Source organism: Fibrobacter sp. (assembly GCA_024398965.1).
GTDB lineage: Bacteria > Fibrobacterota > Fibrobacteria > Fibrobacterales > Fibrobacteraceae > Fibrobacter.
Genome location: JAKSIF010000001.1, coordinates 49,365 through 61,725, shown reverse-complemented (window position 1 = coordinate 61,725; position 12,361 = coordinate 49,365). Strand labels below are relative to the sequence as shown.

At 50.6% G+C, this 12,361-nt stretch carries 11 protein-coding genes; 9 read left to right on the top strand and 2 right to left on the bottom strand.

Annotation, left to right across the window (positions count from 1 at the left end):
* Positions 1-27 precede the first annotated feature (27 nt).
* Positions 28-1,110, bottom strand: a complete 1,083-nt coding sequence (locus MJZ26_00285; GenBank protein MCQ2104203.1) for a CofH family radical SAM protein — start codon at positions 1,108-1,110, stop codon at positions 28-30.
* 183 nt (positions 1,111-1,293) lie between these two features.
* On the opposite strand from MJZ26_00285, the gene MJZ26_00280 reads away from it, so the two are divergent.
* From MJZ26_00280 to MJZ26_00240, 9 genes are all read left to right on the top strand, one after another.
* The gene (locus MJZ26_00280; GenBank protein MCQ2104202.1) at positions 1,294-2,775 is read left to right on the top strand and encodes an esterase; all 1,482 of its coding nucleotides are present in this window, start codon (positions 1,294-1,296) and stop codon (positions 2,773-2,775) included.
* 207 nt (positions 2,776-2,982) lie between these two features.
* Positions 2,983-4,392: an ATP-binding cassette domain-containing protein gene (locus MJZ26_00275; GenBank protein ID MCQ2104201.1), complete on the top strand. Its 1,410-nt coding sequence runs from the start codon at positions 2,983-2,985 to the stop codon at positions 4,390-4,392.
* Positions 4,393-4,526: 134 nt separating this feature from the next.
* A complete protein-coding gene (locus MJZ26_00270) occupies positions 4,527-5,654 on the top strand; it encodes an Mrp/NBP35 family ATP-binding protein (protein MCQ2104200.1) in 1,128 nt (375 codons plus the stop codon).
* A gap of 8 nt (positions 5,655-5,662) precedes the next feature.
* Positions 5,663-5,959, top strand: a complete 297-nt coding sequence (locus MJZ26_00265) for a DUF971 domain-containing protein (protein MCQ2104199.1) — start codon at positions 5,663-5,665, stop codon at positions 5,957-5,959.
* A 55-nt stretch (positions 5,960-6,014) separates the two neighbouring features.
* Positions 6,015-6,866: an RNA polymerase sigma factor RpoD/SigA gene (locus MJZ26_00260; GenBank protein MCQ2104198.1), complete on the top strand. Its 852-nt coding sequence runs from the start codon at positions 6,015-6,017 to the stop codon at positions 6,864-6,866.
* The gene (locus MJZ26_00255) at positions 6,866-8,590 is read left to right on the top strand and encodes a hypothetical protein (GenBank protein ID MCQ2104197.1); all 1,725 of its coding nucleotides are present in this window, start codon (positions 6,866-6,868) and stop codon (positions 8,588-8,590) included. Before MJZ26_00260 ends, MJZ26_00255 begins: the two co-directional genes overlap by 1 nt.
* 27 nt (positions 8,591-8,617) lie before the next feature.
* Entirely contained in the window at positions 8,618-10,531 is a 1,914-nt protein-coding gene (locus MJZ26_00250) for a tetratricopeptide repeat protein (protein ID MCQ2104196.1), read from the top strand.
* A gap of 60 nt (positions 10,532-10,591) precedes the next feature.
* Positions 10,592-10,984, top strand: coding sequence for a septal ring lytic transglycosylase RlpA family protein (locus tag MJZ26_00245; protein MCQ2104195.1), 393 nt, complete (start codon positions 10,592-10,594; stop codon positions 10,982-10,984).
* Between the two features lie 159 nt (positions 10,985-11,143).
* A complete protein-coding gene (locus tag MJZ26_00240) occupies positions 11,144-11,371 on the top strand; it encodes a hypothetical protein (protein ID MCQ2104194.1) in 228 nt (75 codons plus the stop codon).
* Between the two features lie 42 nt (positions 11,372-11,413).
* On the opposite strand, the gene prmC is transcribed toward MJZ26_00240, so the two are convergent.
* Positions 11,414-12,352 carry a peptide chain release factor N(5)-glutamine methyltransferase gene (prmC, locus tag MJZ26_00235; protein MCQ2104193.1) on the bottom strand — a complete coding sequence of 313 codons (939 nt, stop codon included), beginning with the start codon at positions 12,350-12,352 and terminating at the stop codon, positions 11,414-11,416.
* Between the last annotated feature and the right edge of the window lie 9 nt (positions 12,353-12,361).

The following is a 12,361-nucleotide window of genomic DNA, read 5'->3' as shown; positions in this document are numbered from 1 at the left end:
TTTTTTGTTTTTATAGGATTCTGGGGATTATTTGTCGCAAGTGAAGTTCAAATCGCGACGGTACGGGACAAAACCTGCATTTTTGATGAAGGTTTCTGCCTGTTCGATGGATGTGAGTCCGTGATTTGTAAGCACATTTTCTTCAATAACGATGCTGTTGATGTCGTCGGCGCCGGAATGAAGACCTAATTCACCTAAAGATAGCCCCATCCCCAGCAGGGATACCTCAATATGGGGGATGTTGTCCAGGTACAGTCGGGAAAGAGCTAAAAGCTTGAGGTACTCATCCCCTTGGACGTGACGGATGGGGAACTTGTCTGTCTGGGGTTGGAAAGTCCATACCACAAAGCTGTTAAAGCCGGCAACGTTGGCTTTTCGGGCCAGGTCCTGGGTCTTGCGGACGTATTCCAGATGCTCGATGACTTCTTCCGGAGTTTCGATGCTACCGAACACGATGTTGGCGCTGCCGGGAAGGCCCTTCCTGTGGCAGGCGGCCAGCGTGTCGCACCATTTCTGCGCGGTAAGCTTCTTGGGGGAGAGCATCTGACGCATACGGTCGCTTAAAATTTCTGCACCTGCACCTGGAACGGAGCTGAGGCCTGCATCCTTGAGAATGTCAAGAAGTTCGTCCAGCTCCATGTTGTTAAACTCAGCCATACGGACCAGTTCCACGGGCGAGAAACCGCGGACGGTGACGCCCATTTCCTGGGTGAGCATTTTCAGTACATCGGTGTAGTAGCTAAGAGGGATGTCCTTGTTGACGCCTCCCTGCAAAAAGATCTGGTCTGCGCCCTTGGCCTTGGCTTCTATGGTTTTCTGGCGGATTTCGTCCAGAGAAAGGACGTACGCTTCGGGGCTGTGGTACGGGCGGCAGAAACTGCAGAAACTGCAGGTGATTTCGCAGACGTTGGTGTAGTTCACAATCCTGAAGGCGGTGTAGCCCACCCTGTTTCCTGGGAGCTTGGCGTGTCGTACCTGATCGGCTGCCTCCACTACCTGGGTCCAGGGAATGTTCTTTAGGATTTCCAGGCCTTCGGCAGGGCTGAGGCGAAATCTTGACGGATCAGAGCTCTTGGCACCGTCAATTGCTTTTTGCAGTAATTCATTCATCGTTTTTTAAGATAGCAAAGAATATGGTTTTTGCTTTGGATTAGTTCTGTGGATATGCGGAATTTTCCTGTATTGGGTGTGGACTAATTGTCCACGGAATCACTTTTTGACCAGTGTGTTTTGAATTGTTTTGGAGGTATCTTTAAAATGAGTGAATGGATTCTCATATAAAAAGGAGATATTATGAGACTGTTTGGTTTGGCTACCTTTGGCCTGGCAACAGCTTTGGCTGTAGGCGCAAATGCATTTGTTTTGACAGGTTCTGTGTCCGATACCAAGGGCAAGGCTGTCAAGGGGGCTTCCGTCAAATTGGTCGGTACTGAATATTCTACAAGTACCGATGGCGTTGGTAGCTTTACGCTTCGCGATAAGCCCATGAATACAGATCCTGTGGATGAACCTAGTGATCCCTCACAGCCTACTGATCCTGCAGCAATCCGTAATGTTGTGAACCCGGGTTACGTGGGTGTCAATAATGGCGTTCTTTCTTTTTCCCAGGCAAGTTCGGGCCCTGTAGAAGTGCAGATTTTTGATGCCATGGGTTTTCGCGTCATGGACAAGAATCTTTACGGTTCCGGCTCTGTAGATCTCCGCGGTTTTGTAAAGGCTGAAGGAACTTACTTTGCCCGAGTCAAGATGGGCAATGCCATTCAGAATATGAAGTTTACTGCTCGTGGCACTTATGGCGCTTCCTACGGCAACCCTGTTGTACACGCCTTGAAGAAGGATGCTGCCGGCGGAAATCTCCAGGTGGTGGCTGATGGCTTCGACACCTTGAATGTAGCCCTTGCCAATCTGGATACCAACGTGGAACTGACCTTGGAAAAGGCTGCCGGTGTTGAAGAACAGTTTGACTTTGGCTGGGCCAAGGGCAATGCTCCCGTTCCTACCCGCGGTTGCGGCAAGACCTGGAACCGCGTGAAGTCTGGTAGCTATGATTTCCAGTGGAGCAAGGGTAAGCGAACCATCCGAATCGACATTCCCGACAACTACGACAACAACAAGCCTTATCGCCTTGTGTTCGGTATGCACTGCATGGGCGGCTGGGCAGGTGGCGTTCAGCAGGAAGGCTACTATGGCATGAAGCCTCTGGACACAGAAAAGACCACTATCTTTGTGGCTCCCGAGGGTAACGGCAATCAGGCTCCCTGGGCTCAGGATGACTACATCCTCTTCGATGAACTTTTGGCTGATCTCCAGAGCAATCTCTGCATTGACTCTTCCCGCGTGTTCTCCGCCGGCTTCAGCTATGGCTCCATGTTCACCAACGGCCTTTCCCGCGACCATCAGCATGTGCTTCGTGGTGTAGCAGCTTACGAAACGGCTGAAATCAACATTTATGTTCCGCCTCACTCCGGCAAGTCCATTGCCTGGATGGGTGTGCTTGGCCTGCAGGACGACCTGTGCCGTCCGGACCTTGGTCGTGCAGCACGTAACACAGCCCTCAAGCACAATGGCCCGAACTTTACGGATGCCAGCGGCGAACAGGCCGAAGAATACAAGGGCTCCGGTCCTCATCTCTGCTATGACTACAAGACTGTGGATGAACGCTTCCCTGTGAAGTGGTGTACTCAGAACGGTGGCCATATCTGGGACCACAAGGATCCTGGCCAGACCAAGTCCTGGGTACCTCAGGTAACATGGGAATTCTTCACCCAGTTCTAATATGACCGCTTTGCTCTAAACGCGGGCTTAGAACCTGCGGCTGAGCAAAGCTCTCGCCACCACGACTTGTTAATACAAGTCGCTTGTGGCTCACGAAGTTCATTCGCGTGATTCGACTGGAAAAATTCTCTCGATGTAAAACTCCTGGCGGATTCGCCGGGAGTTTTTTCGTGGTAGGCGAAATGAAATTTTTCTACATTTGGCGCCATGGAATTTAAACGTTTTGAGGCTTTGATCGAGAAGTTCCCGCAGGTGCAGATTTTCAGCACCGAGGGCGAGGATCTTGACCGGGTCATTACTCATTTCTTGAATCAGCAGAAGAATGTCTCCACCATGTCGGAGGCCATGCAGCGTAAGATCCAGCAGGCCTTGGCTCCGTTCTTCCAGCAGCGCTTTATTAGCTTGGGTGATTCCGAGGCCCCTTTGGTTCGAAACCTGCTTTTGAACAAGAAGTTCTTTTTGCAGACGGACCGCTATATTGACGACATGGCCTGGCCGGAAACGGATCCTGAAAAGCTGGAAGAAGCATTGAAGATTGCAGATCTTGCGGAAGGTATTTTGGATCGCAAGTTGCTGAGTCTTTCTAACGGCGAATTGCGTCGCGTGCTTTTGGCCCGCATGTGGATGGAAAATCCGGAATGGGTCTACTTTAACGATTTATTTGGCGGTCTCGATCCCGAATATCGCGCCCACTTGGCTGGCCGTGTTGCAGACTTGGCAAAACGCCCGGGGCTGAAGATTGCCGTACGCCTTGCCCGCGAAGACGAACTGCTGCCGGAAATTCCTGCCTTTGTATATGCGGATAAGACCTTTACCCAGTACGAAGGAAAGTTGCCTGAAGTGGCAGCCCAGCCCAAGTTCACCAAGAAGGAATTGAAGGATTATGAAGTGGTGGACCTGAAGGCCGGTAAATCCTACATTGCGGCTGAATTCAAGTCTGAATCTGATGGCGAAGAGCTTTTCTCATTGAAGAACATCAATGTTCGCTTTGGCGAAACTGACGTTATCAAGAATTTGAACTGGACTGTTCGTAAGGGCGAACACTGGGCTGTGATGGGCGAGAATGGTGCCGGTAAGAGTACCCTCATGGGAATGCTTACGGCGGACCATCCGCAGATTTACAATAATGACATTACCCTCCTGGGGGAACGCCCGGGCCACGGTCTCAACATCTGGGATCACAAGGCCAAACTTGGATTCTTCTCTCCGGAACTAGCCTTGCAGTATCGCGAGGACTTGAGTATTCTTGAAGTTCTTCTTACTGGTTTTACGCCAAACCTTTGCAAGGCTGACAATCCTACTTGGGAAGAAAAGGCCAAGGCTCGCGAATGGTTGAACTATCTGGGCTTCGAGGATGTGAACCTGAATGTCCGATCCTTGTCTCCCATCGACAAACGCTTGGTGCTGATGGCTCGTGCTGCAATTCGCCCGCCCAAGGTCCTTTTGCTGGATGAACCGTCTCAGGGATTGAAGGGTGAATACCGCGAAAAGCTGTTCCACTTGCTTCAGCTTCTTTCCACGGAAACAACCATTATTCTGGTAAGTCATTACGAAGAGGAATGGCCGCCCTGCATGACGCACTTATTGAGGATGCCGAAGTTTTCACTTAATGGATAATTGATGATGAAAAATGAAGAATGAAAGATGAAAAATGTAAATGGTTGCGGCTCGCCGCTTGTTTAAGATTGAGCCGAAGGCTCCTTTGTCTTCATTCTTAATTTTTAATTCTTAATCTTTAATTTTTGGACATCATGATTCTTGACGAAAAAAACATCTTAAAAGCGCTTTGCGCCGTGCAGGATCCGGATCTTCACAAGAATATTGTGGAACTGGACTTTGTGCAGAACCTGAAGATTGAAGGTACAAAGGTCAGTTTCGACCTGCGTCTCACTACGCCTACTTGCCCTATCCGCGACCAGTTCAAGGACCAGTGCATTGCCATTGTGAAGGCTATGGGCGCAACCGAAGTCAACGTGACTTTCACTGCCAAGGAAGGCGGTTCTGCAACGGGTAATTCCGCTGCCCATGCACCTCAGAATTCCCACATCGGCGAAGTGGCCCATGTGGTGGCTGTGGCTAGCGGAAAGGGTGGCGTGGGTAAGTCCACAGTCACCGCAAACTTGGCCATGGCCTTAAGTTTGTCTGGGGCCAGGGTCGGAATTTTGGATGCGGACATTTATGGCCCCAGCATGGGCCTCATGTTCGGTATTGACAAGGCACCCGAAGTCTTTGACGATAATACCATCGCTCCTGTGGAAGCCAAGGGCGGCGTAAGCATTGTTTCCATGTGCATGTTTGCCGATTCCGACAAGGCGACCATCTGGCGCGGCCCCATGGTGAGCCAGATGATCCAGCACTTTATCCATCATGTACGTTGGGGCAAGCTTGACTACCTGTTGGTGGACTTTCCTCCAGGAACAGGCGACATCCAGCTGACCTTGACCCAGAACTGCCCCATGGCTGGTGCGGTTGTGGTTACCACTCCTCAGGAAGTTGCCTTGGCCGACTGCCGCAAGGGTATCGCCATGTTCGATAACGTGGGAGTTCCCGTAATCGGTATCGTCGAAAACATGAGCTACTTTATCTGCGACCAGTGCAACAAGCCTCACTACATTTTCCGCCAGGGCGGCGGTGAAAAGATTGCTGAAAAGTGGGGCGTTCCGCTGATTGCAAAGGTTCCCCTGGAACCTGCCGTTGCCGACTGCGGCGACACCGGCACACCTGCGGTGCTCAGCAATCCCAACTCTGAGTCAGCCAAGGCCTTTATGCAGGCTGCAGATGCCATGGTCCGCACCGTCTCCATCTTTGACCACGAGGATGAGGGCGTGCTCAAGAACTACAACTACGAATTCGATGCCTTGCCGGTGGAAAAGGTCTAGGAGGATCTATGCTTCAACCTAAGAAAATCTTTAGAACGGAAGATGGCAAGCTTGGCTTTGAATGGAACGATGGTTCCCGCGGCGCCTGCGATATCAGAACCCTTCGCTGTGCTTGCCCCTGCGCCCTTTGTGTTGATGAACATTCCGGCGTTAAGATCCTTGATGATTCCACAGTCCCTGCGGATATCGCCTTGGTGAAGATTCAATCTGTTGGCCGCTATGCAGCTGGTATTACCTTTAGTGATGGTCATAGTTCGGGAATTTACCCCTATGAGAAACTTAAGGATTTGACGAAATCTGCATAAAAAGCCATATTTGAGCAAATAAACGGATAGTATTTGAGATTAGGTGTGCATTTTTATGAGTGACGCAAACGAAGCACTATACTTTCGAGACTTGAATAGGTTCCCGACACTGACTCCTCAGGAGGAGTCGGCTCTCTTGACCATTATCAAGACCGGAGCTACAGAGGAAATTCGTAAGTCTGCTCTTCAGCGCCTGATCCGTGGTAACCTCCGCTTCGTGGTAAGCGTTGCCCGCAAGTACCAGGGCCGCGGACTTTCCCTTCTTGACTTGATTAACGAGGGTAACCTTGGCTTGTTCAAGGCCGCCAAGCGTTTTGACATGGACAAGGATGTGAAGTTCATCTCTTACGCCGTGTGGTGGATTCGCCAGTCTATCCAGAAGGCCTTGTTTGAACAGGTGGGCGCGGTCCGTATTCCGCCTAACAAGCTTGCTTTGGTAAATCGCTTTAAGCGTGCCCTTATGCAAAACGATGGCGATTACGACAAGACCATCGCCATGGACGAATTTGCTCCCTACGAACGAGACATCGTGGAAGTCATGGAAAAGATCGTGGATATTTCCTTGGACGCTCCCATTGGCGATAGCGCCACCGTCTCTAGCAGTAGCGAATCTGTAAGCACCCTTATGGACGTTCTTGGTTCCGAAGGCAACCAGGACGAGGACATGGAAAGGGAAGAACGCAAGAAGCTTATCCAGGAGACCTTGTCCTCCCTGCCTCAGCGTGAAGAGGAAATCCTGCGTATGTTCTACGGTCTTGATACCGTCGAGGATACAACCCTTAAGGATATTGGCGAAGACCTCAAGCTTAGCCGTGAACGTGTCCGTCAAATCAAGAACAAGACCTTGCGCCGTTTGCAGAAGAGCAAGGAACATAAAGAAAAACTGGCTGACTTTTTGGAAGATTAATGGCAAATTCAACGGCTGCGGCTCGTAAGGCCGCGTACCTCTTTTTGACATTATGTTGTGGTGCGCTACTGGCTTTGGCTGGTTGGCGCGCTTATGATATTTATGGACCGGCAAAAGTAGTGCTGCCAGGGGTTCCCTATGGCTTGCCGGCAGGTTCGACCTTGTTCCGCGGTGACAGCCCGGACCTGGAATCCGAGAAAGGCGGCATGCCAATCCAGGTTCAGACGGAACTGCGTAGGGCTACAGAATTGTCCCGTAGTGGAGCCTATGGTTCTGCCTATGAAATCTACGATGGCGTCGTGGTTCTCTACCCCGATCTATTGCCCTCTCTTTGGGGTACGGTTAATACTTTGTTTGAAATCGGCGAGACGGAATCCCTGAATGAACTTCAGAAGGATCGTCTGACTCTCCTCACCGGAAAACTTCAGGGGCGCTTCCCGGGTTCCGGAATTTCTGCCTATCTTGAAAGTCGAAATCTGTTCATGGCCGGCAACGAAACTGCGGCTCTTGAATTGGCTCGCATTTCCTCTGAAAAGGCTCCTGCCCTCTACGAGGCCAGGCTTTGGTACGCAGAACTTTTGCTGAAAAATTCCCGCAACGATGAGGCTTCGAAGGAAGTTCGCGCTGCAATTAGCTTGTCCAATGGTGATTCGCCAAAGGCTTATGAACTGCTTGCGGAAATTTTCCATCAGACCGGTTTGCTTGATAGCTGTTCCGCTATTGTAGAGTATGCCTTGACGCAATATCCTGTGGATGCCAAGCTTCTTTTGCTGCAGGGCTTCTTGAGTGAATACCAGGGAAATTACGAAATCGCAGAAAAGATCTACCAGAGGATTCTTGCTTTCCGTCCGGATTATGCGGCTGCCCGCGAGGCGGTTGCCACCTTGGGCGAAAAGAAGCCGCCTGTTCCTGGTGCTGGTTCCTCCATGTCTCCGCAGGACAGGGCTCAGGTTGCATGTGATATCCTGGAACCGCTTGTGGAACGTTATCCCGAGAACCTCCCGCTTCGTGAAGCCTTGGGCCGAGCTTACCTGAAGGGACGCCAGTTCGACCGCGCACGCCTGCAGTTCTCCGAAATCCAGAAGGCCGATGCCAGCTATCCTGAAATCCAACAGCGAATCCAGGAAACCATCGTTTCTCGCCCGGCCCGTCCTGTGGCAAATGACGGACTTGCCGCCAACCTGAATCGTGCGGTAGACAGTTTACGCGGTTCCATGGGGCCGTCGACGACCCATGACTTCAGTACCATGCTTGGCCATTACCTGGTTCGTTATGGTGCCACTCCCAAGGAATTCTTCAAGAAGTACTCCATAGGAAACTTCAAGCCTGTTTCCAACAATGTATGGCAGGAAACCTTCTTTAACGCTCCTTATATGCATACCTACACGGTGGTGTTTGACGCTCAGAATCATTTCCGTGAAGTTCACGTTGTGGTGGTGGATTCTTCCTCTAATTCCAACCATTTGGGAATTGCTCCCGAAGTATTTACCCGTCTGTTGAAGCAGAATTCCCGAATTTCCGGCATTGGAAACAGCACTGGCGAAACGGATTGCGGAGATGGTCTTGTAATCGACGCTGCCGTATGGGAAACCCAGGACAACTTTGAAATGCTTGCCCGTGTGGTTGGCAAGCCTGCAGAAGTCCGAATGATTCGCTTTGACAAGTCTGTACTTCCGCCTGGGCTTAAGCTTTGCGATTACGTGACTTACTTGAACCAATATTAACAAGCTCAATTTTGTATCTTTTTGAATATGTGTAAGTTCCGTTTTATAGCGCTGGCATTGGTGGCCTTCTTCTTTGAAGGCTGTACCTGCTGCGCCTATCTGAACCACATGTTCAATGCGGAACGACTTTATGACCAGGCTGGGGAAATGCGAGAGGCTCGCATGGATAGCGTGCCCGAAGCGGACAATTCCTTTCCTAGCGCAGAAGAAAGGCAAAAGTACGACAAGGTTATTGAAAAAGGCTCCCGTGTTCTGGAACGTTTTCCCAAGAACAAGAAACGTACCGCCGAGGCGGTTTTCCTGATTGGCGAATCTTTCCGTCACAAGCAGGAATGGGGCAAGGCCATTACCAAGTACGACGAATTTGAACGTTACTTCTCTGACCATGATTCCATGCCCGCGGTCGAGTATCAGCGAGCTTACTGCCTTTACAAGAATCATGAATACAACATCAGCCGATTCGCCCTGGAACCTGTGATTTCCAGTAAGGAGCACCCTTACTATTTCCAGGGTCTGAACCTTTTGTCGTTGCTGGATGAACAGGCTGAATTCCCGGATCAGGCAATCGCTTCCCTGGAAGCGGTTCTTGCCGATACGTCGGGAACTCCCTTTATGAGGGGCAAGGCTCATTTCAGACTTGCCGGGCTGTACTACAAGAAGGAAAACTGGGATAAGGCCCGCGAGCATTTTACTGCCGAAGAAATCAAGCTCTTGAACACTCGCGAACGCCAGTCCGCAGGAGAACAGGCTGCCGAATGCCTTGTTAATCGTCAAGAATACCTGCAGGCTGCCGACGAGTACAAGGCTCTGTACAAGGAACCGGAGTTTGAACAGAAACAGCCCGAGTACTTGGTTCGTATCGGTGAAATCACCTTGATGGCAGGCCGTTATCCGGATGCATTCATCATCTTGCAGAAGGTGAATACGGAGTATCCTCGAACTCTTTACGCTTCTCGCAGCTACTTTAACCTTGGTGATTACGAACAGCACAAAACCTTGGATTATGATAAGGCCGTTATCTATTATGATAGCAGCTACATATCTCGTTCCATTTGCGAATGGGCTCAGCAGAGCCGAGAGCGTCGTGATGCGCTCCAACGCCTGATAGCCATGCGCAACCAGAACGATCAGGACCGTAAGCTGGATTCCATTCCCAATGTCGATAATTTCTTTGGAACTGAATTCCAGATTGCGGAATTGTTCCTGTTCAAGCTGGATGAAGTTGATAGTGCTGTAAAACGTCTTGACGTGGTAATCAATGATTCTGGCGATAGCCTTAAGGTTCTTCGAGCCACTTACGCCAAGGCCTTTATATACGACGAATTTATGCACGATCCCGATGCCGCCGAGGAAATCTATAAGGAGATTATCGAAAAGTACCCGGATACGGAATACGGAAAGCAGGCTCAGGCTAACTTGGGCATGCGCGTGACCTTGAAGACCAAGGAGGACTTGGCCAAGGATCGTTACCTTGCTGCGGAAAGCCTCTGGACTATAGCAACCGAGATTCCTCTGGATAAGATGGATCTGGTGGATTCAGCCTACGCCCGCGCCTTTGTTGCCTTCGACAGCCTTTACCAGGAATATCCTGAAACCCAGGCCGGCATACAGGCCTTGTATATGAAGGCTATTTACTTCCAGATGAATCCGGAACGGCTGGATAGCACTCTCATTACCTATAAGACCTTGAAGGAAAAATATGGTCAGACTCCTTGGGGTATCCAGGCCGCCAAGATGATGAACACTCGCTTGACCATTTCCGATAAGGACTTGGAACGTCTCCGCAAACGTGCCAAAACTAGCGAAGAGCATATCAATAAGCTTTCTGCTCAATATTACGAAACCTTGAATAAGAAGCCCGAGGAAAAGAAGGCTGAAGTCAAGAACGCAGAAGAAGAAATTCTTGAAAATACATACAACAGCATGTATGATTTCGAGTAAGGCTCTACGATGTTGCGCGGCAAGGGCTTCGTTTTAATCTTTCTTTTAATGACGTCATTGGTGCTTGAGGGATGTGCCGGAAGTGCCTCTATTGCAGCCCGCAAGGGTTATGTCCGTTTTCCGGGCAAGCACTATGCATCCAAGGAAAAGGCTGAAATAGGAACCAAAATCTCCGGGGATGCCAGCTACTACGGCCCGGGTTTTCATGGCAAGTTGACCGCCAGTGGTGAAATCTTTAACCAGAATGATTATACTTGCGCCCATAAGACACTGCCTTTCGGTACCAAGCTGAAGGTTGTCCGCGAGGATAATGGCGAAAGCGTCGAGGTACGAGTGAATGACCGTGGCCCCTATGTGGGAACTAGAATCCTCGACCTTAGTGTTGCTGCGGGGAAAAAGATCGGCCTTGACAAGGTTGGACATGCCAAGGTGACTGCGACTGTTGTCGAATAAGTTTTATAAAGAGACTTGGTTGGAAAAAGAAAATTTGGGAAATATACGGAATGTCACAATTTGACATTCTGCTTTTTTATATTTGCTGCTCAGAAAGACACTTAAGAACTAAAGCTTGTTTTAGCTCCGTAATACAGTAGGGTGTCTTGAGGAAAAGATATGAGAAGCAAGATGAATGCCCGTCGCCGTAATAACGATAACGAAGTTGAAGTTGTAGAATCCAATCTTTGGAACACCCATTCCGGGTTCAATGCATTCAAACGTCGCATCGACCAGCAGATTCAATTGTCCGGGCTGGATATTTCTCTTGATGACGAGGACCTGCTCCCGTTCTATCGCATGGGCGAAAGCGAGACCTATGTTCTCGGCGCTCTCAATGTAGTGTAACAGAATTTGTGAAAGACTCTCGTGGCAGGAATTGTCGCGAGGTTACTTTGCCTTGTAGCTTACAAAGCGCACGTTGCCGCAGTAGTCCTTGTGGATTCCGGTAAAGGTAAGCCAGGGATAGTTGGCTGCTTCTGCTTCCAGCATAACGCCCTGCTCGGAACCGATTTCCAACAGGATGGATGCTCCGGAATTCATGCGGCCTTCTGTCTGCTGTAAAAGCTTGCGGACCAGGTCGAGACCGTCGGCGCCGCCAAAGAGGGCTAGGGCCGGGTCGAAGTTTGCTACCTCGGGCTGGAGCTTTTCTTTTTCGGAGTCCGGGATGTAGGGCAGGTTTGCGATAAGGCTGTCAATCTTCTGGTCTGCAGCGAGACCTGCGGCGGTTAACGCCTCCGCGGTAACTGCGTTCAGGAGGTCGCCCTTGGCAAAGTTCAACTGTGGTGCGGCGAGTTCGTTGGCGGCTGCGTTCTCCTTGGCGAGGCTCAGGGCGTCGTCAGAAATGTCGCAGGCCAGAACCTTGGCGTTTGCAATTTCCTTAGCGGTAGCGATGGAAATGCAGCCGGAGCCTGTACCGATTTCAACAACAAAGCAGGATGCGTCTTCGGCGTCGCCGCGGGAACTGCATAGTTCCTTAAGGCGGTCGCGAGCCATATCCACCAGCATCTCGGTTTCGGGACGGGGAATCAGCGCGCGGGGGTCGCACTTGATGATAAAGCCACGGAAGCTTGTGTCGCCAATGATGTGCTGCAGAGGCTCGCGGTTGGCTCGACGTGCCACCATAGGACGGAGTTCGTCCAGCTCGGCAGGAGTCAGGGGCTTTTCGAAATTCAGATAAAGATCCATACGGCTCTTCATCTTCAGTCCATGGCTAATGATGTACTGTGCGTCCAGTAGCGGGTCAGGAACGCCCTTCTTTTCGAAGAAGACCTTGGTACGGTTCAAGATTTCAAGAACCGTCATGGGAGCATTTTGCGGGTTTGCCATAACGCGCGC